Annotated in this window: 21 protein-coding genes and 5 tRNA genes; 17 read left to right on the top strand and 9 right to left on the bottom strand. The window is 70.4% G+C overall.

Annotated elements, in window-relative coordinates:
• Positions 1–372: 372 nt before the first annotated feature.
• The 4 genes from AFM16_RS27480 to AFM16_RS27495 all read right to left on the bottom strand — a co-directional run bounded on the left by AFM16_RS27480 (position 373) and on the right by AFM16_RS27495 (position 5,568).
• Positions 373–948 carry a GTP-binding protein gene (locus AFM16_RS27480; RefSeq protein ID WP_030793795.1) on the bottom strand — a complete coding sequence of 192 codons (576 nt, stop codon included), beginning with the start codon at positions 946–948 and terminating at the stop codon, positions 373–375.
• Complete coding sequence (locus tag AFM16_RS27485; protein WP_009190816.1) at positions 929–1,327, bottom strand: DUF742 domain-containing protein; 399 nt, start codon at positions 1,325–1,327, stop codon at positions 929–931. The genes AFM16_RS27480 and AFM16_RS27485 overlap by 20 nt, the downstream gene beginning before the upstream one ends.
• A 113-nt stretch (positions 1,328–1,440) precedes the next feature.
• The gene (locus AFM16_RS27490; protein ID WP_003993189.1) at positions 1,441–1,854 is read right to left on the bottom strand and encodes a roadblock/LC7 domain-containing protein; all 414 of its coding nucleotides are present in this window, start codon (positions 1,852–1,854) and stop codon (positions 1,441–1,443) included.
• A gap of 9 nt (positions 1,855–1,863) precedes the next feature.
• On the bottom strand, positions 1,864–5,568 hold the full coding sequence (locus tag AFM16_RS27495) for a sensor histidine kinase (RefSeq protein WP_078634933.1): 3,705 nt from the start codon (positions 5,566–5,568) through the stop codon (positions 1,864–1,866).
• A 602-nt stretch (positions 5,569–6,170) separates the two neighbouring features.
• Here AFM16_RS27495 and AFM16_RS27500 point away from each other — a divergent pair.
• The 9 genes from AFM16_RS27500 (at position 6,171) to AFM16_RS27540 (ending at position 10,222) form a co-directional block, all read left to right on the top strand.
• The gene (locus AFM16_RS27500; protein ID WP_063754153.1) at positions 6,171–6,359 is read left to right on the top strand and encodes a hypothetical protein; all 189 of its coding nucleotides are present in this window, start codon (positions 6,171–6,173) and stop codon (positions 6,357–6,359) included.
• A gap of 203 nt (positions 6,360–6,562) precedes the next feature.
• Positions 6,563–7,348, top strand: coding sequence for a fumarylacetoacetate hydrolase family protein (locus tag AFM16_RS27505; protein ID WP_078634934.1), 786 nt, complete (start codon positions 6,563–6,565; stop codon positions 7,346–7,348).
• Positions 7,341–8,825 (top strand): glutamate--tRNA ligase, encoded by a 1,485-nt coding sequence (gene gltX, locus AFM16_RS27510; protein WP_078634935.1) that lies wholly within the window; start codon positions 7,341–7,343, stop codon positions 8,823–8,825. The genes AFM16_RS27505 and gltX overlap by 8 nt, the downstream gene beginning before the upstream one ends.
• 90 nt (positions 8,826–8,915) lie before the next feature.
• Complete coding sequence (locus tag AFM16_RS27515) at positions 8,916–9,650, top strand: HAD family hydrolase (RefSeq protein ID WP_030793806.1); 735 nt, start codon at positions 8,916–8,918, stop codon at positions 9,648–9,650.
• A 93-nt stretch (positions 9,651–9,743) separates the two neighbouring features.
• Positions 9,744–9,815: transfer RNA gene (locus AFM16_RS27520), tRNA-Gln, on the top strand.
• A 39-nt stretch (positions 9,816–9,854) separates the two neighbouring features.
• Positions 9,855–9,927 (top strand) — tRNA-Glu (locus AFM16_RS27525).
• A gap of 29 nt (positions 9,928–9,956) precedes the next feature.
• Positions 9,957–10,029: transfer RNA gene (locus tag AFM16_RS27530), tRNA-Glu, on the top strand.
• Between the two features lie 20 nt (positions 10,030–10,049).
• Positions 10,050–10,121, top strand: a tRNA-Gln gene (locus AFM16_RS27535).
• A 28-nt stretch (positions 10,122–10,149) separates the two neighbouring features.
• Positions 10,150–10,222 (top strand) — tRNA-Glu (locus tag AFM16_RS27540).
• Positions 10,223–10,303: 81 nt separating this feature from the next.
• Here the strand turns inward: AFM16_RS27540 and AFM16_RS27545 are convergent.
• A complete protein-coding gene (locus AFM16_RS27545) occupies positions 10,304–10,948 on the bottom strand; it encodes a MerR family transcriptional regulator (protein WP_030793809.1) in 645 nt (214 codons plus the stop codon).
• Positions 10,949–10,986: 38 nt separating this feature from the next.
• On the opposite strand from AFM16_RS27545, the gene AFM16_RS27550 reads away from it, so the two are divergent.
• Positions 10,987–11,517, top strand: a complete 531-nt coding sequence (locus tag AFM16_RS27550) for a DUF4188 domain-containing protein (RefSeq protein WP_078634936.1) — start codon at positions 10,987–10,989, stop codon at positions 11,515–11,517.
• A gap of 70 nt (positions 11,518–11,587) precedes the next feature.
• Here the strand turns inward: AFM16_RS27550 and ndgR are convergent, their stop codons facing one another.
• Positions 11,588–12,304, bottom strand: a complete 717-nt coding sequence (gene ndgR, locus AFM16_RS27555; RefSeq protein WP_007384919.1) for an IclR family transcriptional regulator NdgR — start codon at positions 12,302–12,304, stop codon at positions 11,588–11,590.
• Positions 12,305–12,503: 199 nt separating this feature from the next.
• On the opposite strand from ndgR, the gene leuC reads away from it, so the two are divergent.
• The 4 genes from leuC (at position 12,504) to AFM16_RS27575 (ending at position 15,806) form a co-directional block, all read left to right on the top strand.
• The gene (gene leuC / locus AFM16_RS27560) at positions 12,504–13,931 is read left to right on the top strand and encodes a 3-isopropylmalate dehydratase large subunit (protein ID WP_078634937.1); all 1,428 of its coding nucleotides are present in this window, start codon (positions 12,504–12,506) and stop codon (positions 13,929–13,931) included.
• 6 nt (positions 13,932–13,937) lie between these two features.
• Positions 13,938–14,531: a 3-isopropylmalate dehydratase small subunit gene (gene leuD / locus AFM16_RS27565; RefSeq protein WP_030793815.1), complete on the top strand. Its 594-nt coding sequence runs from the start codon at positions 13,938–13,940 to the stop codon at positions 14,529–14,531.
• Positions 14,532–14,793: 262 nt separating this feature from the next.
• Positions 14,794–15,024, top strand: a complete 231-nt coding sequence (locus AFM16_RS27570) for an SCO5555 family protein (RefSeq protein ID WP_030793818.1) — start codon at positions 14,794–14,796, stop codon at positions 15,022–15,024.
• Positions 15,025–15,161: 137 nt separating this feature from the next.
• A complete protein-coding gene (locus AFM16_RS27575) occupies positions 15,162–15,806 on the top strand; it encodes an HU family DNA-binding protein (RefSeq protein WP_030793821.1) in 645 nt (214 codons plus the stop codon).
• Positions 15,807–15,962: 156 nt separating this feature from the next.
• Here the strand turns inward: AFM16_RS27575 and AFM16_RS27580 are convergent, their stop codons facing one another.
• The gene (locus tag AFM16_RS27580) at positions 15,963–16,166 is read right to left on the bottom strand and encodes a hypothetical protein (protein WP_030793823.1); all 204 of its coding nucleotides are present in this window, start codon (positions 16,164–16,166) and stop codon (positions 15,963–15,965) included.
• A gap of 9 nt (positions 16,167–16,175) precedes the next feature.
• Entirely contained in the window at positions 16,176–16,814 is a 639-nt protein-coding gene (gene cofC / locus AFM16_RS27585; RefSeq protein ID WP_030793826.1) for a 2-phospho-L-lactate guanylyltransferase, read from the bottom strand.
• A 173-nt stretch (positions 16,815–16,987) separates the two neighbouring features.
• Here cofC and AFM16_RS27590 point away from each other — a divergent pair, with 173 nt between their 5' ends.
• From AFM16_RS27590 to AFM16_RS27600, 3 genes are all read left to right on the top strand, one after another.
• On the top strand, positions 16,988–17,752 hold the full coding sequence (locus tag AFM16_RS27590; protein WP_030793830.1) for a lysophospholipid acyltransferase family protein: 765 nt from the start codon (positions 16,988–16,990) through the stop codon (positions 17,750–17,752).
• Positions 17,749–18,759, top strand: coding sequence for an NAD(P)H-dependent glycerol-3-phosphate dehydrogenase (locus AFM16_RS27595; protein ID WP_030793833.1), 1,011 nt, complete (start codon positions 17,749–17,751; stop codon positions 18,757–18,759). Before AFM16_RS27590 ends, AFM16_RS27595 begins: the two co-directional genes overlap by 4 nt.
• Positions 18,760–18,862: 103 nt before the next feature.
• Positions 18,863–20,020, top strand: coding sequence for a D-alanine--D-alanine ligase family protein (locus tag AFM16_RS27600; protein ID WP_030793836.1), 1,158 nt, complete (start codon positions 18,863–18,865; stop codon positions 20,018–20,020).
• 109 nt (positions 20,021–20,129) lie between these two features.
• Here the strand turns inward: AFM16_RS27600 and AFM16_RS27605 are convergent, their stop codons facing one another.
• Positions 20,130–20,612, bottom strand: coding sequence for a DUF3515 domain-containing protein (locus tag AFM16_RS27605; protein WP_078634938.1), 483 nt, complete (start codon positions 20,610–20,612; stop codon positions 20,130–20,132).
• Positions 20,613–20,623 lie beyond the last annotated feature (11 nt).

Here is a 20,623-nt window from a genome sequence, read left to right on the forward strand (position 1 = left end):
CCAACAACCTCTCGGCGGTCGGCACCTTCGTCGTGCCGCAGTGTCTCAGAGCCCGGTCAGCCATCGACCATGAGTACGTCATTGACTATTGGGCAGTTCAGGCATTCCAGCATGACGACCAGCGCTCTTCCAAACAGTGAGAAGAGCCGGTTCGCTGTGATGTAAGCCCCAGATAAAACGGTCAAAAAGAGCGAGCCCCGCCAAAAGACAGGGCTTTCATGCGCGCAGCGAGACCAAGTGACCGCGACGCGTTGCCGTACCACCGGATTCCTCTGCCGAAACGTTATGAACACCGAAGCCGACCGTGTCAAAGGGCACGGTCGGCTCCGGAACGTCTACGACGGGTGCCGTACGGCACGGATCATGGGAAAACTATCGCAGTCGGGCCATCAGCGCATGCTCGACCAGTGTGATGAGCGCACTCTTGGCGTCCGAGCGGTGCCGGGCGTCCGTCGTGATGATGGGGGTGTCCGGCCCGATCTGGAGGGCCTCACGGACCTCCTCCGGCTGGTACGGCTGCTGGCCGTCGAAGCCGTTGAGGGCGACGACGAACGGCAGGCCGGAGTTCTCGAAGTAGTCGACCGCGGGGAAGCAGTCGGCCAGCCGGCGGGTGTCCACCAGGACCACCGCGCCGATGGCACCGCGCACCAGGTCGTCCCACATGAACCAGAAACGGTCCTGGCCCGGCGTACCGAACAGGTACAGGATCAGATCCTGGTCCAGCGTGATACGGCCGAAGTCCATCGCCACCGTGGTGGTGGTCTTGTCCCCGGTGTGGGTGAGGTCGTCGATGCCCGCGCTCGCGGACGTCATCACGGCCTCCGTGCGCAGCGGGTTGATCTCGGAGACGGCGCCCACGAACGTGGTCTTGCCCACGCCGAAGCCACCCGCCACCACGATCTTCGCGGAGGTGGTCGCCCGGCCTCCGTCAGAGCTTGCGAAGTCCACTGAGCACCCTTTCGAGCAGCGTCACGTCCGGAGCGCCGCCGTTGTTCTCGTCGCCGCCCGGCTGGTGAATGGCCACCAGTCCGGCCTCGGCGAGGTCCGCCACCAGGATCCGCGCCACACCGAGGGGCATGGCCAGCAGCGCCGAGACCTCGGCGACCGACTTCACCTCACGGCACAGATGGCAGATGCGCTGGTGCTCCGGGAGCAGCCCCATGAGCGCTGCCGGGTCGGCCGTGGTGCTGATCAGCGCCTCGATGGCGAGCTGATAGCGCGGCCGGGTCCGGCCACCGGTCATCGCGTAGGGACGCACCAGCGGCTGGTCGCCCTCATCCCCGTACGGCTCCGCGTACGGATCATGATGGGCGGTGGGCGGGGTCATGAATCCTCCGGGCGGGACAGCATTTCTCGGTCGGTCGTGCCGTCCGTCTGGGCCGGTGGGGGGATTGTGTCGGCCGGACGGTGATTTCGTGAGGCGGGTGGTACTGGGGCGGGTCAGTGGAGCAGACTGCCCTGGAGCTCGGCGCGCAGGTCGGGCGTGAGTACCGCACCCGCCCGGTCGACGAGGAGTGCCATCTCGTAACCCACCAGACCGATGTCGCACTCGGGGTGCGCGAGCACAGCGAGGGACGAGCCGTCCGAGACGGACATGAGGAAGAGGAATCCTCGTTCCATCTCGACGACGGTCTGGGCCACGCTGCCGCCCTCGAAGATCCGGGAGGCGCCGGCCGTGAGCGAGGTGAGCCCCGACGCGACGGCCGCGAGCTGATCGGCACGGTCGCGCGGGAAGCCCTCGGACATCGCGAGCAGAAGCCCGTCGGCGGACACGACGACGGTGTGGGACACCCCAGGGGTGTTGTCCACGAAGTTGGTGATCAACCAGTTCAGGTTCTGGGCCGCCTGGCTCATCTGGCTCAACTAACGCTCCTGCGGGTGAGTGGGGCTGGGGAAACTGCCGGTCTGCGGGCCGTTGCCGGCCTGTCGACCCTGGGCGATGCCCCTACGGAGATTGGTCAGCCGGCCGCGTACGTCGTCAGGCGCACGCGAGACCTGCGGACCGGTTTGGTGCTGTTGCTGCTGAGCCGTGCCCGGGACGAGGTTCGCCCGGGGTACCCGGCGCGGCAGGCCGGAGGTGGTGACGCCGCCCGCGGCGGGCTGCCTGACGCGCTCGGCCTGCCGGACCAGCTCGTCGTTGGGAGACGTGCGCCATGCGGCGCCGGTGGACGCGGCTCGCTGCGGATTGGCAGGAGCCTGCTGCTGCGGCGCCGGCTGTTGGGGGGCCTGCGGTGCCGGAGCCTGACCGCCCGCCTGCGGACCGCCGTGGAACCAGTTGGTCTCCAGCGTGTCGTACAGCGGGGTGCGGCCGTCGCCCGGACCCGTGGCCGGCGGCAGTGCCTCCGGCTCGGGGCGGACGGCGGGACGCGGCGGGACCGACGGCTGCGGCTGGCCGTAGCCGCCCGTCCCGTTGAGCTGCGGACGCTCGAACTGACCGGTGGCGGACGGGTCCTGGTGGCCGGGCAGCGCGTGCTGTCCGGTGGCGGAGCCGTCGTAGCCGGGCTGGGCGAACTGTCCGGTGGAGCTGTTGTCGTACGCCTGGGGAGCCGCGAACTGGTTCGGGTTCGCCGGGGCGTGACCGTTCTGGGGGTGCTGGCCGTTGGGGGCGCCGAAGACGTCGGAGCGGGTGTAGCCGCCGCCCGAGGGCTGCTGGCCGTTGGCACCGGCGCCCGGGCGCGGGAACTGGCCCGTGTCCTGGCGGCCCGCCGGGGACTGACCCTGCTGCGGGACGGCGGGGCGGCCGAAGTCGGCGGGACCGGCCGGGCCCTGACGCTGGTCGATCCGCGGCATCCGCGAGGTCTGCTGGGTGTCCGGCTCCTCGTGGCCGCGCGGGGCGTCCATCGAGGTGCGGCCGACCGGCGGCTGGGCGTTCTCGTCGCCCCAGCTCGTCACCCGCGGCTGCGGGTTGTCGCCGCCGGGCAGCTCGGCACGCGGACCACCGCGCGGCGGAAGCTGCGGCTGACGGCCGCGGCCGCCCTGCTCGGGCTTGTTCGCGCGCTGCTGCGGCGGACGCCCGCCGAACATGTCGGTGCCCTGCCCGCCGGTCCCGGAGGACTGGAGGTTCTGCGACGCGCCCTGGGTCTGGTTGCCGTACCCGGCACCCGCGCCGGCCGGGGCCGGACGGCCCTGCGGCGGAGCGGCGGGCGGCTGCTGGGCGCGCGGCGGGTTGCCGGCGGGGCGGCCCGCGCCGTCCCGGCCGGGCAGCGCGGCCCGGGGACCCTGACCGGCGGCGAGCCGGCCGCCGTTGCCGGCGCCCGCGCCGAGGGCGCCGCCGGCCGCCGGGGCACCGGCGCCGAGCGAACCGCCCTGCTGGCCGGCCTGGCGGCGGGCCGCCGCGGCACCGGCCGCGGCCTGCGCGGCGGCGGGACCGCCCGCGGCACCGCCCTGGCCGGGCTTGGGCTGGGGCTTCTTGCCGCCCTGGGCGACGTCCACGGGCAGCATGACCAGCGCGGTCGTACCACCGGAGTCGGACGGGCGGAGCTGGATGCGGATGCCGTGCCGCTGGGACAGACGACCGACCACGAAGAGGCCCATGCGCCGGGAGACGGAGACGTCCACGGTGGGCGGCGAGGCGAGCCGCTCGTTGATCGCGGCGAGGTCCTCCGGGGAGAGACCGATACCGGTGTCGTGGATCTCGATCAGCACCCGGCCGTCGGGCAGGGCGTGACCGGTGACCTTGACCTTGGTCTGCGGCGACGAGAACGACGTGGCGTTCTCGAGCAGCTCGGCGAGGAGGTGCACGAGGTCGTTGACGACCCGGCCGGCGACCTCGGTGGTCGGCACGGAGGACAGTTCGATGCGCTCGTACTGCTCCACCTCGGAGGCGGCGGCGCGCAGGACGTCGACCAGCGGGACCGGACGGGTCCAGCGGCGGCCGGGCTCCTCACCCGCGAGGACGAGGAGGTTCTCACCGTTACGGCGCATACGGGTGGCGAGGTGGTCGAGCTTGAAGAGCGAGGAGAGCTGGTCCGGGTCGGCCTCGCGGGACTCCAGTTCGGAGATCAGCGAGAGCTGGCGCTGGATCAGACCCTGGGAGCGGCGCGAGAGGTTGGTGAACATCGCGTTGACGTTGCCCCGCAGCAGGGCCTGCTCGGCGGCGAGCCGGACGGCCTCGCGGTGCACGTCGTCGAAGGCCGCGGCCACCTTGCCGATCTCGTCCCGGGAGTGCACACCGACCGACTCCACGGACGTGTCGACGTCCTGCGGGTCGGACTCGGAGAGCTGCTTGACCAGCTCGGGCAGGCGGTCCTGGGCGACCCGGGTGGCGGTCTCCTGGAGGCGGCGCAGCGAGCGGATCATGGACCGGGCGACGACGAAGGCGCCGACGAGCGACACACCGAGCACGAGCAGGATCAGCGCACCGGAGATGATGGCTTCCTGCTCCGACTCGGCCCGCAGCTCACGGGCCTTCTGCTCCATCTGCTCGAGCAGCGTGTGCTCGATGTTGTTCATCTGGCGGATCTTGGTGCTGCTGTCGTCCAGCCAGTCCTGGTAGGACCGCTTGTCCAGCGACGCCAGACCGGAGGACGAGTTGAGCGCCCGGGTGGCGTAGGTGTCGGACTCCTCGATGACCGGGTTGCCCTTTTCGATGGGCTGGAGCAGGTCCTCGGCGCCCTCGTCGCCGAAGATGCCGCGGAAGGACGACAGCTCCGACTCCTCGCTCTCGCGGGCGGCGTCGGCGTACTGCCGGTCGTTCTCGGAGAGCTTGCCGAAGGTGGTGTTGTTCGCCGGCAGCGCGGCCGCGAGGACGGCGCGCTGGACGGAGGCCCACTCCTTGGCGGTGGAGAAGGCGGCCAGCGCGCGGGTGCGCTGGATCATCTCCGGGTTGCTGGTGGCCTGCGCCATGTCCTGGGAGAGGTCGAGCAGGCTGGTGATGAGCTGGTGGTAGGCGTCCACCGTGCGCATCGAGTTGTCCTCGTCCGCGTACGCGCTGGAGCGTATCTGCTGGAGCTTGCCCAGCTCGCCGAGGAGACCCACGAGGGTGTCGCGGACGCCCTGGAGGTTGCCGTCCGTGGACGCGACGTTGATCTTCTCGGCGGCGTCCTGGAAGGCGGTCATGGACCGGTCGGTCTTGGTCCGGTTGCCCTTGACGCCGAAGTCGGTGTCCTTGGCGCCGTGCGCCAGCGGGCCGGCCGAGCGGTCGCGCTCGTCCTGGAGCGCGACGGCCAGCTCGGTGGCCTGCTTGGTCATCTCCGTCAGCAGCTTCATGTTGTCGAGCTGCTGGATGTCGTCCATGGACTGGTTGATACGCAGCGCACCCAGCGAGGTGGCCGCGACCACCGGGAGGGTCAGCAGCGCCACCAGTCGGGTGGAGATGCGCCAGTTGCGCAGCGCCACGCGCGAGCCGGGGCCGGGCGGACCGGCCGAGGGCTTCGTCTTCGGAGTCGGGGGCAGACCGGACGACGCCGACGCGCCGGGGCGCCCGGAGCGCTCTCCGCCGTCGCCGGACGGTGCCTGGCCCGGGTTCTGGGCGTGCTGGGGCGAGGAGCTGCCATTGCTGGGGGCAGTCCCGCCGTGCGGCTCCGGCATCGCCGAAGCACTGCCATCCCTCTTGAAACGTCCCTGCACTAGCGTCGCAACCTCTGGACCAGGCGCCCTTCCGGGTGAACGGAAGGACGGTGTCGGCGTGTTGAGGGGAGCCCTGAATTGCGCCCCTCGGGTGGTCGGAATTACCGGCGCGGGTTCCCCCTTCTCGCCGCCACTTCGGCGCATGTGCGCCCCTTGTGCGCCGGCTAGATCCTGCGGCGGTTCGTGAGATTCCAGCACAGTGCAGGATCTCCAACAAGGTGTGTTGGCCGGGCTGTGACATGCGTGACAGCATGTGAGGGCCGCATCACGGGCCGTAGAGAACGAACCCGTGTAAAGCAGGCATAAGGGCTCAGGGTGCCGGGTGGTGGCACGTGTCCCAGTCGCCATGATCAGGAGCGGAATAAGCGCTTCAGGGGCGGAATGTCCGTTTGCTCATCTCCATGCGCCGGTCTGAATTGACCGCTTTGGGCGCTGATTCGTGAGCAAACTCACACACTGATCATGAGACCTTCACGCGTTCCCGGGGAATCGCGTGTTTAGCCTGACGCTTTACAGAAATGGCATATCCGACAAGCCGCGCCTGCGCGAGGGCTCCTTTCCCCGGCCCTCAGGCGCCCGACATGACAGGGTCACGTACAACAGTGAAGACGCCGCCGATGTTCCACAAGATCGCCAACCCGCAGCGCACCACGCTGGCGCACCTCAAGGACGCCGTCGACCTGCGGCTCCCCGAGCGGCCGGAGCACGCCGTCGACCTGCCGGCCCAGACTGCCAATCCCAAGCGCACCATCCTCATGGAGGCCCCGGTCACGGCCTCCGTCGCGGAGTAGATCTGCAGAGAAGATCCCCAGGGATCCACGGAGGTTCCACAGGGATCCACGCGATCTTCACGCGGAGGTATACGGGTGAGGGCGGCAGATTGCTCAAAGGCCCCCACCCCAGGATGTCAAGGGCGTCCCCGGCCGGGGGCGCCCTTCCGCGTTAGCCTGGAGCGTCACACTCCAGCCAGCTCAGTCAAGGGGCCAACCAACCCGTGCGCATCGCCAGGTTCTCCATCGACGGGAACGTCGCCTTCGGCGCGGTCGAGGGCGACAAGCCGGACGAGCTCGTCCTCGACATCATCAAGGGCATCCCGTTCGCGGACTTCCAGCTCTCCGGCACCAAGGTGCCGCTGAACAAGGTCCGACTGCTCCCGCCCGTGCTGCCCAACAAGGTCGTGGCCTTCGGGCGCAACTACGCCGAGCACGCGAAGGAACTGGGCCACGAGGTGCCGGACGCCCCGTTCGCCTTCTTCAAGCCGTCCACCTCGGTGATCGGCCCCGGCGACGACATCCAGTACCCGCCCTTCTCGCAGGAACTCCACCACGAGGCGGAACTCGCCGTGGTCATCGGCCGGATGTGCCGCGAGGTCCCGCGCGAGCGCGTCGCGGACGTGATCTTCGGCTACACCTGCGCCAACGACATCACCGCCCGCGACGTCCAGCGCCGCGAGAAGCAGTGGGCCCGGGCCAAGGGCTTCGACACCTCCTGCCCGCTCGGCCCCTGGGTGGAGACGGACCTCGACCTGGCCCGCGCTTCCGACCTGACCGTGCAGCTCACGGTCAACGGCCAGCAGCGCCAGCTCGGCCGCACCAGCGAGATGATCCACTCCATCGAGGATCTGATCGTCAACATCACCGAGGCCATGACGCTGCTCCCCGGCGACGTGATCCTCACGGGCACCCCGGCAGGGGTCGGCCCCCTGGCTGTCGGCGACGAGGTCGCCGTCACCATCGAAGGCATCGGCACTCTCACCAACAAGGTTGTCAAGCGTGGCTAGCGCATCCGGCTCTCCCGTACGCGTCCGTTTCTGTCCCTCGCCCACCGGTAACCCCCATGTGGGCCTGGTCCGCACCGCCCTGTTCAACTGGGCGTTCGCCCGGCACCACCAGGGCACCCTGGTCTTCCGCATCGAGGACACCGACGCGGCCCGCGACTCCGAGGAGTCGTACGAACAGCTCCTGGACTCGATGCGCTGGCTCGGCTTCGACTGGGACGAGGGCCCCGAGATCGGCGGCCCGCACGCGCCCTACCGCCAGTCGCAGCGGATGGACCTCTACAAGGACGTCGCCGCCAAGCTCCTCGCCGCCGGCCGCGCCTACCACTGCTACTGCTCCCAGGAGGAGCTGGACACCCGCCGTGAGGCCGCCCGCGCCGCCGGCCGCCCCTCCGGCTACGACGGCCACTGCCGCGATCTGTCCGAGGCGCAGGTGGAGGAGTACCGCGCCCAGGGCCGCGCCCCGATCGTCCGCTTCCGGATGCCCGACGAGACGATCACCTTCACGGACCTGGTCCGCGGCGAACTGACCTTCACCCCGGAGAACGTCCCGGACTACGGCATCGTCCGCGCCAACGGGGCGCCGCTCTACACGCTGGTCAACCCGGTCGACGACGCCCTCATGGAGATCACCCACGTGCTGCGCGGCGAGGACCTGCTGTCCTCCACGCCGCGGCAGATCGCCCTGTACAAGGCGCTGATCGACCTGGGCGTCGCCAAGGCGATCCCGGCCTTCGGGCACCTCCCGTACGTCATGGGCGAGGGCAACAAGAAGCTCTCCAAGCGTGACCCGCAGGCGTCCCTCAACCTCTACCGCGAGCGCGGCTTCCTCCCCGAGGGCCTGCTCAACTACCTCTCGCTGCTGGGCTGGTCGCTCTCCGCCGACCAGGACATCTTCAGCACCGCCGAGCTGGTCGCCGCCTTCGACATCGCCGACGTCAACCCCAACCCGGCGCGCTTCGACCTGAAGAAGTGCGAGGCGATCAACGCCGACCACATCCGGCTGCTGGACGTGAAGGACTTCACCGAGCGCTGCCGCCCGTGGCTGCGCGCCCCCTTCGCGCCCTGGGCGCCGGAGGACTTCGACGAGGCCCGCTGGGAGGCGATCGCCCCGCACGCCCAGACGCGTCTGAAGGTCCTCTCCGAGATCACCGACAACGTCGACTTCCTGTTCCTGCCGGAGCCGGTCTTCGACGAGACGTCGTGGGCGAAGGCGATGAAGGAGGGCGCGGACGCGTTGCTCCGCACCGCCCGCGAGAAGCTGGAGTCCGCCGACTGGACCTCGGCCGAGTCCCTGAAGGAGGCCGTCCTGGCCGCCGGTGAGGCCCACGGCCTCAAGCTCGGCAAGGCCCAGGCCCCGGTCCGCGTCGCCGTCACCGGCCGCACGGTCGGCCTCCCCCTCTTCGAGTCCCTGGAGATCCTGGGCAAGGAGAAGACCCTGACCCGCATCGACACGGCCCTGGCCAAGCTCACGGCCTGACACCACACGCCCGAGGGGCGGCACCCGGGACCACCGGGTGCCGCCCCTCGGCCGTACGCGGCGGACCGGCCCCGCGATACCGTCGGAGGCATGAGCATTCGTGCCGTGGTCTGGGACGTGGACGACACCCTCTTCGACTACACCACCGCGGACCGGGAGGGCATGCGGGCGCATCTCGTCGCCGAGGGGCTGATGGCCGGGTACGGCACCCCGGAGCAGGCCCTGGACCGGTGGCGGGAGGTCACCGACGGGCAGTGGGCGCGGTTCTCCGCCGGCGAGGTCACCTTCGAGGGGCAGCGGCGGGACCGGGTGCGGGTGTTCCTGGACCGGCCGGAGCTGACCGACGCGGAGGCCGAGGAGTGGTTCCGGCGCTACATCGGGCACTACGAGGCCGCCTGGGCGGTGTTCCCCGACGTCGTGCCCGTGCTCGACGCCCTCGCCGCCAGCCACCGGCACGCGGTGCTCTCCAACTCCAGCCTGACCGTCCAGGACCACAAGCTGCGCGTCCTCGGCCTGCACCACCGCTTCGAGACCATCCTGTGCGCCGCCGAGCTGGGCGTCTCCAAACCCGACGCCGCCGCCTTCCTCGCCGCCTGCGAGGCCCTCGCCCTGCCCCCGCACGAGGTGGCCTACGTCGGTGATCATCCGGAGATCGACGGCCGCGGCGCCGCCGACGCCGGACTGCTCTCGGTGTGGATCGACCGCCGCGGCGGCACGGCGGCCGTCGAGCCGCCGTCCGGCCGGCACCGGATCGTCACCCTCGCCGAACTGCCCGCGATCCTCGGCCCCGATACCCGTTTTGGAGCCCGGTCCACCTTCGGGTAATGTTCTTCCTGCGCCGCCGAGGAGCGGGCCGAAAGGCCGGAAGCCGGGGGCGCAAGCTAGAACAGGATCCCTCTTCCGGGATTTGCGTTCCAGTGGCCTATGGTGTAATTGGCAGCACGACTGATTCTGGTTCAGTTAGTCTTGGTTCGAGTCCAGGTAGGCCAGCTCGCGGAGCTCATCCGCACCGTGGAGGACATCCACAAAGCCCCCGTTGTGTAGCGGCCTAGCACGCTGCCCTCTCAAGGCAGTAGCGCCGGTTCGAATCCGGTCGGGGGTACTGATCTCGATCAACTCGGGATCGCTAGGGCCCCCGTTGTGTAGCGGCCTAGCACGCCGCCCTCTCAAGGCGGTAGCGCCGGTTCGAATCCGGTCGGGGGTACTGACTGGTCTAAACCACATTGGTCTATGGTGTAATTGGCAGCACGACTGATTCTGGTTCAGTTAGTCTTGGTTCGAGTCCAGGTAGACCAGCTCGGACCTGCGGAAACGCAGTGTCCATGCCCCCGTTGTGTAGCGGCCTAGCACGCCGCCCTCTCAAGGCGGTAGCGCCGGTTCGAATCCGGTCGGGGGTACACAGTCCGACAGGGCCTCCACTTCGGTGGGGGCCCTTCGGCGTTCCCCGACCGAGTCGATCCTGCCCGCACCGCCCCGGCTCACTCGAAGCCGTACCGCCGTGCCGACTCCTCCTCCTGCGCCAGCCGGTGCAGCGCCTGGAGCATCGGCGAGATCAGGATCGCCCCGAGGACGGCCGTCTCGATCCGCTCCGCCTCCGATTCCCGCGACTCCACGAAATCCAGGTCCAGTACGGCCGCCCGGTGCATCAACTCGGCGTACGGCGCGAGCAGTTCGGCGTCCCAGTCGTAGCCGAGCCGACGCAGCGCGGCCACCGCCACCACCAGCGAACGGTAGGCCGGCGAGATGCTGGTCAGCAGACGGGCGTTGGTCCAGCCCAGGGCGGTCAGCAGATCGTCGGCCTCGGTCCGCGCGGCCGTGACGTGCTCGTCCTCCGCGTCCGGCTCCGGGAGCCGGGGCAGCGCCCACAGGGCCGCGCCGAGCCGGATCGTCCGGCCCAGGGAGTCGTCGTCGACATGCCCGAGCACCTCGCGGACCGTCGCCACCGGGATCCGGCCCACCTGGATCATCGCCCGCACCAGCCGCAGCCGCCGCAGATGCTCCTCGTCGTACTCGGCGGTCGTCGCGTTCACCTGGTGTCCCGGCGGCAACAGGCCCTCGCGCAGGTAGTACTTGATCGTCGCCGTGGAGACCCCGCTGCGTTCGCTGAGTTCGGCCAGTCGCATCCCTTGCGCCCCTCCTTGGTGAGCGTCACTATCCAAGCATGTCCACCACACCGAGTCGTACCACCGCCGACGCCCGCGGGGACGTCGTGGTCCTGCTGATCGGCATGCGGGTCAACCATTTCTGGGCCGTGCACCAATGGCTGCCGGTGATGCTGGCGATGTTCCGCATGCTGGCCGAGCTGAAGAAGGACCCGGAGCGCGGACTGCTGTCCCGGGTGCTGCTGACGGCCTCGCCGCGGACGTACTACGTCGTCCAGTACTGGGAGTCCAAGGAGAAGCTGTACGCGTACGCGGGCGCGCCCGACGCGTTCCACCACCGGGCGTGGGCGCGGCTCAACCGCCTGGAGAAGGGCGGGAAGATACGCGGGCACGTCGGCATCTGGCACGAGGCGTACATCGTGCCCGAGGGGTCCTACGAGGCCATCTACGGGGACATGCCGGCGTTCGGCCTCGCGGCCGCGCACGGGCAGGTGCCGCTGGAGCGGCGCGGACGGTACGCGAAGGACCGGTACGCGTACCGGTCGGGGGAGGGGGCGAAGGAGCCCGAGTCCGTGCGGGAAGGGTCCTGAGGGGAGCCTGACGGGAGGGGCCTGCCGCGGCGTTGAGGCCGGCCCTTCTCCCGTGCGGGTCCCGTAGGGGTCAGCCCGTGCGGCGCAGGGCCTCGGACAGGCGGGCGGCGGCGTCGATGACCGCCTGGGCGTGCATCCGGCCCGGGTGGCGCGTCAGGCGCTCGATGGGGCCCGAGACGGACACGGCCGCCACCACCCGGTTCGACGGCCCGCGCACCGGCGCGGAGACCGACGCGACACCCGGCTCGCGCTCACCGATCGACTGGGCCCAGCCACGGCGCCGTACGCCCGACAGGGCGGTCGCGGTGAAGCGCGCGCCCTGGAGGCCGCGGTGCAGCCGCTCCGGCTCCTCCCAGGCCATCAGGATCTGCGCCGAGGAACCCGCCTTCATCGTGAGCGTGGAGCCGACCGGGACGGTGTCCCGCAGGCCGGACAGGCGCTCCGCCGCGGCCACGCAGATACGCATGTCGCCCTGGCGGCGGTAGAGCTGCGCGCTCTCGCCCGTGATGTCCCGCAGATGCGTGAGGACCGGGCCCGCGGTCGCGAGCAGACGGTCCTCGCCGGCGGCCGCGGCCAGCTCGGCGAGGCGGGGTCCGAGGATGAAACGGCCCTGCATGTCGCGTGCCACCATGCGGTGGTGCTCCAGGGCCACGGCCAGTCGGTGGGCCGTTGGTCGTGCGAGTCCGGTGGCCGCGACCAGTCCCGCGAGGGTGGCCGGACCGGACTCCAGGGCGCTCAGGACAAGGGCCGCCTTGTCCAGAACGCCCACGCCGCTACTGTTGTCCATGAAACGATATTCCCGTCTCACTCTGTGAAACGCAAGTTCATTTTTCCGTGAGACGCGCAACCCTTGGACGCATGGCGGCCCGGAGACCAGCGGGCCAGGCGGCGGGGTGCCCGGGAACACCGAGGAACACGCCCGAGGGAGTCGCCACCACAAGATCTCTAGTTGGGCCGGTGCGTCATTGCCGGCCGGAGGGAAAGCGATGGGTAGGACACTCGCGGAGAAGGTCTGGGACGACCACGTCGTCCGGCGCGCCGAGGGCGAGCCCGACCTTCTCTTCATCGATCTGCACCTCCTGCACGAGGTGACCAGCCCGCAGGCCTTCGACGGCCTGCGGCAGAACGGCCGCCCGGTGCGCCGTCTCGACCTCACCATCGCCACCGAGGACCACAACACCCCGACCCTCGACATCGACAAGCCCATCGCCGACCCGGTCTCCCGCGCCCAGCTCGAGACGCTGCGCAAGAACTGCGCCGAGTTCGGCGTCCGGCTGCACCCGCTGGGCGACGTCGAGCAGGGCGTCGTGCACGTCGTCGGCCCGCAGCTCGGTCTGACCCAGCCCGGTATGACCGTCGTCTGCGGTGACTCCCACACCTCCACGCACGGCGCCTTCGGCGGTCTGGCGTTCGGCATCGGCACCTCCCAGGTGGAGCATGTGCTGGCCACCCAGACGCTGCCCATGGCCCGCCCGAAGACCATGGCCATCACGGTCGACGGCGAACTGCCCGACGGCGTCACCGCCAAGGACCTGATCCTCGCGATCATCGCGCGGATCGGCACCGGCGGCGGCCAGGGCTACGTCCTGGAGTACCGCGGCTCCGCCATCGAGAAGCTCTCGATGGAGGCCCGGATGACCATCTGCAACATGTCGATCGAGGCCGGCGCCCGCGCGGGCATGATCGCCCCCGACGAGACCACCTTCGCGTACCTCAAGGGCCGCCCGCACGCGCCCGAGGGCGAGGACTGGGACGCCGCCGTCGCGTACTGGAAGACGCTGAAGACCGACGACGACGCCGAGTTCGACGCCGAGGTCGTCATCAAGGCCGCCGAACTCTCGCCGTTCGTCACCTGGGGCACCAACCCCGGTCAGGGCGCGCCGCTTTCGAGCGCGGTCCCCGACCCGGCTTCGTACGAAGACGCCTCGGAGCGCCTCGCCGCCGAAAAGGCCCTGGAATACATGGGGTTGGAGGCAGGCCAGCCGCTGAAGTCCATCAACGTGGACACCGTCTTCGTAGGTTCGTGCACCAACGGCCGCATCGAGGACCTGCGCGCCGCCGCCGAGCTGATCAAGGGCCGCAAAGTCGCCGACGGCGTACGGATGCTGGTCGTCCCCGGTTCCGCGCGGGTCGGTCTCCAGGCCGTCTCCGAGGGCCTGGACATCGTCTTCAAGGAGGCCGGCGCCGAATGGCGGCACGCGGGCTGCTCGATGTGTCTGGGCATGAACCCCGACCAGCTCGCCCCCGGTGAGCGCTCCGCGTCCACCTCCAACCGCAACTTCGAGGGCCGGCAGGGCAAGGGCGGCCGTACGCACCTGGTGTCGCCGCAGGTCGCGGCCGCCACGGCGGTCCTGGGCCACCTCGCGTCCCCCGCCGACCTGTCCGCCGACACCCCCGCGCCCGCTGGAGTCTGAACAGTCATGGAAGCATTCACCACGCACACCGGCCGGGCCGTCCCGCTGCGCCGCTCCAACGTCGACACCGACCAGATCATCCCTGCTCACTGGCTCAAGAAGGTCACGCGGGACGGGTTCGAGGACGGGCTGTTCGAGGCGTGGCGCAAGGACCCGGAGTTCATCCTCAACCGCCCCGAGCGGCAGGGCGCCACCGTGCTGGTCGCCGGCCCCGACTTCGGCACCGGCTCCTCGCGTGAGCACGCCGTCTGGGCGCTCCAGAACTACGGCTTCAAGACGGTCATCTCGTCCCGCTTCGCCGACATCTTCCGCGGCAACTCGCTGAAGAACGGCCTGCTCACCGTGGTGATCGAGCAGAAGATCGTGGACGCGCTCTGGGAGCTGACCGAGCGCGACCCGCAGGCCGAGATCACCGTCGACCTCGAAGCGCGCGAGGTGCGCGCCGAGGGCGTCACCGCCTCCTTCGAGCTGGACGAGAACTCCCGCTGGCGGCTGCTGAACGGGCTGGACGACATCTCCATCACCCTCCAGAACGAGGGCGACATCGCCGCCTACGAGGCCAAGCGCCCGTCGTACAAGCCGAGGACGCTCCAGAGCTGACCGTCCACCCGGCCGGTCTACTTTCGGCCACCGAAAGACCCCCTCCGTACCCCCGATCGAGCCGATCGGGGGTACGGGCGTGTCCGGGCTCGAAATGCTGCCGAACTCTTCGCGCTATCTCCCAACTTCCCACGTTAGAAGGGTGGTTGCCGGGGTACGCGGCCTGTGCGCAGATGCCGTGAGGGGGTGTTCGCGGCGCTTCGGGAGGTTTCAGTTGCCCCCTGGGCGGGCGACAACTCGCCCTAGATGGCACAATCTGTGCATGGAACACGACGGCCAACTCGAGCTCTATACGGCGGTCGCGAACCAGCTCAAGGAAGCGCACACAACCGTGCGCGCACTGCAAGTCCCGGAGGGCGTACGGATGGCGCTGACCCGGAAGCTGCTGGTCATTACGGCCGCGGCCAAGCACGATCTCGCCGACGCGACAAGGCGACTGGAGCGGTTCATGGCGGACCTCGACGAGGGTCGCCTGCCCGAAGAGGAGCGTTGATCGCCTCCGGGGCAGCCGAGTTCGTTGCGGCACAAGGGTGATTAGCCCGTTTCGTGTTTGATTTGCGGTATATATCTGCCTAACGTGCGAAAAAGCTTGAACACTTTCGTTCTGGCGAGGTCTCCGAAGGGGAAGACGTGAACAAGGCGCAGCTCGTAGAAGCGATTGCCGACAAGCTGGGCGGTCGCCAGCAGGCCGCCGACGCGGTGGACGCGGTCCTGGACGCCATCGTCCGCGCGACCGTCGCGGGGGACCGGGTCTCGGTCACCGGCTTCGGTTCGTTCGAGAAGGTCGACCGGCCGGCCCGCTACGCTCGCAACCCCCAGACGGGCGAGCGGGTTCGGGTCAAGAAGACCTCCGTGCCGCGCTTCCGCGCGGGCCAGGGCTTCAAGGACCTGGTGAGCGGCTCGAAGAAGCTTCCGCGCGGTGGCGAGGTCGCCGTGAAGAAGGCCCCCAAGGGCAGCCTCACCGGCGGTGCCTCCGCGACGGTCAAGAAGGCCGCCGCGAAGAAGGCCACCACCGCCAAGACCGCCGCCGCGAAGAAGACCACGGCGAAGAAGGCCACCACCGCGAAGACGGCCGCCGCCAAGAAGACGACGGCGAAGAAGACCACCGCGAAGAAGACCTCCGCCGCGGCGAAGAAGACCACCACCGCCAAGACGGCCACCGCGAAGAAGACGGCGGCCAAGAAGGCCCCGGCGAAGAAGGCGACCGCCAAGAAGGCCCCCGCCAAGAAGTCGACCGCCCGCAAGACCACCGCCAAGAAGGCCACCGCCCGCTGAGCACACCGCCCGCCGGGCAACCCGCCCACGGGCCGCACACGCATGGGCACTCACGCGCCGGGCCGGACTCCCTCTCGGAGTCCGGCCCGCGGCGTGTGCGCACTCCTGCCGGGGTGTCGAGACCCCCGCGGGGGTGGTCGGAACCCGTCAGGGTGTTCAGAAGGTGTGCAGGGTGACCAGCACGGCCCGCCGGGAGTCGCCTTCGCCCTCGGTCTCGATCCGCACCCGCTGGCCCGGCCGCAACAACCGCAGCCCGCCCGCGTCGAAGGCCGGCGCGTCGAACGGCACCGGGGTGCCGTCGTCGAGGAGCACCTGTCCGCTGCGGCTCTCGGGGTCGTACGTGTACGCGGTGGCCTGCATGGCCGCAGCCTACTGCCCGATCCCCAGCAGCCGCGCGGCCGCGGCGGCCGTCCGGGGACCCACCCCCAGTGCCAGAGCCGCCCGCAGGTCGTCACCGGTGTCCACGTCCTGCCGTACGGAATCCACGGCGGTCAGCCGGAGTTCGGTGGCGCCCGAGGCGCGGTGCCGGACGCGGGAATCCGTCCCGAATACGGGAAGCAATTCACGTCCGGCGGCCACGGCGAGAAGGGTCGTGCCGATTGCGGCCGCGTCCGGGAGAAATGCGCGCGGGAATTCCGCGGCCGCGTCGAGCACCCGGGCCAATTCCGGCGGACGCAGGGCCGGCAGATCGGCGTTCAGCGCCGCCAGCGGCGTCTCGGGGCGTACCGCGCGGGCGTGGGCCGCCGCGTGCGTCAGAGCGGCGTTCAGGCCCGCCCGCGGCTCGTCGGGGACCACGCGGGCCCCCAGCGCCGCCAGCGCGCTCCCGGCCGGTGCGTCGTCGGTGACGACCACCACATCCCGTACGGCCGCGCAGGCCAGCGCCGCGGCGACCGTGTCCTCGGCGAAGGCGAGGGCGAGCCCCGGACGCAGTGCGTCCCCGGCGGTGTCCGCGAGCCTGCTCTTGGCGAGCGCCAAGGGCTTCAGGGGTATGACCAAGGTCCACTGCACCGGCGTACCGCCCCTCTCTCCTCGCGGACATTGTCACCCGGCCCGTCCGCCGGCCGGGCGGGCGGGCGTACGGTGTTCTCGACATACCGGCGGTCCGGGGTGACACTTGTGCGGCTCACAGGCTCCGGAGAGAAGTACCGGCCGGAGAGAAGTCCAAGAAGGAAGGTGTCCGCGTGCCCCGCCGCAGAATCGGCTTCTGGTACCGCTTCGCCGCGGTCCTCTGCAAACCCTGGCTGGTGGTTCTGATCAAGCGGGACTGGCGCGGAATGGAGAACATTCCGGCCGACGGCGGTTTTATCACCGCGGTGAACCACAATTCGCACGTCGATCCCTTCGCGTACGCGCACTATCAGTACAACACCGGGCGAGTGCCGCGATTCCTCGCGAAGAGCGGGCTGTTCAGGAAGGGGTTCGTGGGCGCCGCGATGCGCGGCACCGGACAGATCCCCGTCTACCGCGAGTCCACCGACGCGCTCAGCGCGTTCCGGGCCGCGATCGACGCCGTGGAGCGCGGCGAGTGCGTCGCGTTCTACCCCGAGGGCACCATCACCCGCGATCCCGACGGCTGGCCCATGACCGCCAAGACCGGTGCCGCGCGGGTCGCCCTCCAGACCAAGTGCCCGGTGATCCCGGTCGCCCAGTGGGGCGCCAACGAACTGCTGCCGCCGTACAGCACCAGGCCGCATCTCTTCCCGCGCAAGACCCACCGGGTGCTCGCCGGACCGCCGGTGGACCTCTCGCGGTTCTACGGACGGGAGATGACCGCCGACGTCCTCAAGGAGGCCACCGAGGTCATCATGGCGGCCATCACCCGCCAGCTCGAGGAGATCCGCGGCGAGAAGGCCCCCGCGACGCCCTACGACCCGCGCCAGGAGCGGATCGAGCAGCGCCGCCGCACCAAGGCCCAGACCGGACACGAGGGGGAGAGCGGCACGTGAGCACACCCGTCAAGGCGGCCGTGTTCGGCACCGGGTCGTGGGGGACCGCCTTCGGCGCCGTCCTCGCCGACGCGGGCTGCGAGGTCACGCTGTGGGCGCGCCGCGCCGAACTGGCCGACGCGGTCAACTCCACCCGCACCAACCCGGACTACCTGCCCGGCGTCGAACTCCCCGAGAACCTCAGGGCGACCGCCGATCCCGCCGAGGCCGCCCGCGGCGCCGACTTCACGGTCCTCGCGATCCCGTCGCAGACCCTGCGCGCCAACCTCGCCGAGTGGACCCCGCTGCTCGCCCCGGACACCGTCCTCGTCTCGCTGATGAAGGGCGTCGAACTCGGCACGACCATGCGGATGAGCGAGGTGATCGAGGACGTGGCCAAGGTCGGCCGGGACCGCGTCGCCGTGGTCACCGGACCCAACCTGGCGCGCGAGATCGCCTCCCGGATGCCGGCCGCCGCCGTGGTCGCCTGCACCGACGAGGCCGTCGCCCAAAAGCTCCAGGCGGCCTGCCACACGCCGTACTTCCGCCCGTACACCAACACCGACGTGGTCGGCTGCGAACTGGGCGGCGCGGTCAAGAACGTGATCGGTCTGGCCGTCGGCATCGCGGACGGCATGGGGCTCGGCGACAACGCCAAGGGCTCGCTGATCACGCGCGGTCTCGCCGAGACCACCCGGCTCGGGCTCGCGATGGGCGCCGACCCGCTCACCTTCTCCGGACTCGCGGGCCTCGGCGACCTGGTGGCGACCTGCTCCTCACCGCTCTCCCGCAACCACACCTTCGGCACCAACCTCGGCAAGGGCATGACCCTCCAGGAGACCATCGCGGTCACCCGGCAGACCGCCGAGGGCGTCAAGTCCTGCGAGTCCGTGGCGGATCTGGCCCGCCGGCACGGAGTCGAGATGCCGATCACCGAGACGGTCGTGGACATCGTCCACGAGGGCAAGCCGCCCGTGGTCGCGCTCAAGGAGCTGATGTCGCGCAGCGCGAAGCCCGAGCGACGCTGAGCGACCCCGCAAGGGCCCCGTGCGGCCGCCCCGGGGACGCCACGCGCGAGCTGCGGATCCGACGCTGTGTCGGGGCTCTACCACCGGGTACTCTCAAGCCGATATGAGCACCGAGAACCTCCCCCAGAGCCCCGAGCAGCGCTCGCGCAAGCCGCGCGTGGCCGTCGTGTCCGGCGGCCGCAGCTCCGAACACGGGATCTCCGTGGTCACCGGCGGCGCCGTCCTGAAGGCCATCGACCGGACCAAGTACGAGGTCCTGCCGATCGGTATCACCCGGGACGGACGCTGGGCCCTCATCGCCGACGAGCCGGAGCGGATGGCGATCTCCGACCGCCGCACCCCCGACATCGCGGAGCTGGCCGAGTCGTCCGAGGGCGGTGTGGTGCTCCCCCTCGACCCCGCGGACCGCGAAGTGGTCTACAGCGAGCCGGGATCGGTGCCCAAGGCGCTCGGCGAGGTCGACGTCGTCTTCCCCGTCCTGCACGGCCCCTACGGCGAGGACGGCACCCTCCAGGGCCTGCTGGAGCTGTCCGGTGTCCCGTACGTCGGCTCGGGCGTGCTCGCCTCGGCCGTCGGCCAGGACAAGGAGTACATGAAGCGGGTGTTCACCTCCTTCGGGCTCAAGGTCGGCCCGTACGTGGTGATCCGGCCGCGCGAGTGGGAGCGCGACGAGTCCGCCGCCCGCAAGAAGATCGTCGACTTCGCGGGCGAGCACGGCTGGCCGCTCTTCGTGAAGCCCGCGCGCGCGGGTTCGTCCATCGGCATCACCAAGGTCGACGGCCTCGCCGGCCTGGACGAGGCGATCGCCGAGGCCCAGCGCCACGACCCCAAGATCCTGGTCGAGGCGGCGCTGCGGGGCCGCGAGATCGAGTGCGGCGTCCTGGAGTTCGAGGACGGCCCGCGCGCCTCCGTCCCGGCCGAGATCCCGCCGCCGGACGCGCACGCGTACTACGACTTCGAGGCCAAGTACATCGACTCCACCCCGGGTCTGGTGCCGGCCCCGCTGACCCCCGAGGAGACGGCCGAGGTCCAGCGGCTCGCGGTGGACGCCTTCGAGGCGGCCTCCTGCGAGGGCCTGGTCCGCGCGGACTTCTTCCTCACCGAGGACGGCGACTTCGTCATCAACGAGATCAACACCATGCCGGGCTTCACGCCGATCTCGATGTACCCGGCGATGTGGCAGGCGAGCGGCGTCGGTTACGAGGAGCTGGTGGACCGGCTCATCCAGGCCGCCCTGCGCCGCTCCACCGGGCTGCGCTGACCGGCCGGACGACGACGTGAAGCCCGCCCCGCGGAACGTGCGGGGCGGGCTTCACGGTTCGACGGGGGGACTCTGCGGGGGACGGGGACTTCACGGGGGAGGGGACTTCTCAGTCCGCGATCCCTTCCGGGACCGTCCTCTTGACGGCCGGCGCCAGGTCGACCAGGGGTGCGAGGCCGTTGCCGGTCCGTCCCGACGGGATCGTCACCTCGACGTACGCCGTCCGCAGGGTCGTGGTGAAGCGGAACGAGTCGTCCGACCGCTCCTCCAACAGCCAGCCCACACCGTCCACCTCGACGCCGTCGGCCTCTGTATCGCTCATCTTCTCGGGTCGTTCGACACCGCAGCGCAGTATGATCGCCGGGTTCCCCCAGCCCGCGGTCAGCGCGGAGGCGGGCTCGGGATCCCGGCGGTCCAGACCGTCCACCTTCGACGGCAGCGCCCCGTCCAGGTTCTCGCACACCGTCGCGGTCTTCGCCGCGGGGGCGGGGACCCGCGCGGAGGCGGTGTCGTCCGCCGACGAGCAGCCCGCGGCGGCGCACAGCAGGACGAGGGCGGACAGGCCACTGAGCCGGTGACGGAAAAGATTCACCGGCCAAGGGT

Source organism: Streptomyces antibioticus (assembly GCF_002019855.1).
Lineage (GTDB): Bacteria > Actinomycetota > Actinomycetes > Streptomycetales > Streptomycetaceae > Streptomyces > Streptomyces antibioticus_B.

Bases quoted from the DNA above. Each gene is read 5' to 3' on its own strand.
- AFM16_RS27485 (WP_009190816.1), bottom strand. From the start codon at position 1,327: ATGACCCCGCCCACCGCCCATCATGATCCGTACGCGGAGCCGTACGGG.
- AFM16_RS27490 (WP_003993189.1), bottom strand. From the start codon at position 1,854: ATGAGCCAGGCGGCCCAGAACCTGAACTGGTTGATCACCAACTTCGTG.
- AFM16_RS27515 (WP_030793806.1), top strand. From the start codon at position 8,916: ATGAGCATTCGTGCCGTGGTCTGGGACGTGGACGACACCCTCTTCGAC.
- AFM16_RS27545 (WP_030793809.1), bottom strand. From the start codon at position 10,948: ATGCGACTGGCCGAACTCAGCGAACGCAGCGGGGTCTCCACGGCGACG.
- AFM16_RS27550 (WP_078634936.1), top strand. From the start codon at position 10,987: ATGTCCACCACACCGAGTCGTACCACCGCCGACGCCCGCGGGGACGTC.
- ndgR (WP_007384919.1), bottom strand. From the start codon at position 12,304: ATGGACAACAGTAGCGGCGTGGGCGTTCTGGACAAGGCGGCCCTTGTC.
- leuC (WP_078634937.1), top strand. From the start codon at position 12,504: ATGGGTAGGACACTCGCGGAGAAGGTCTGGGACGACCACGTCGTCCGG.
- leuD (WP_030793815.1), top strand. From the start codon at position 13,938: ATGGAAGCATTCACCACGCACACCGGCCGGGCCGTCCCGCTGCGCCGC.
- AFM16_RS27570 (WP_030793818.1), top strand. From the start codon at position 14,794: ATGGAACACGACGGCCAACTCGAGCTCTATACGGCGGTCGCGAACCAG.
- AFM16_RS27580 (WP_030793823.1), bottom strand. From the start codon at position 16,166: ATGCAGGCCACCGCGTACACGTACGACCCCGAGAGCCGCAGCGGACAG.
- AFM16_RS27600 (WP_030793836.1), top strand. From the start codon at position 18,863: ATGAGCACCGAGAACCTCCCCCAGAGCCCCGAGCAGCGCTCGCGCAAG.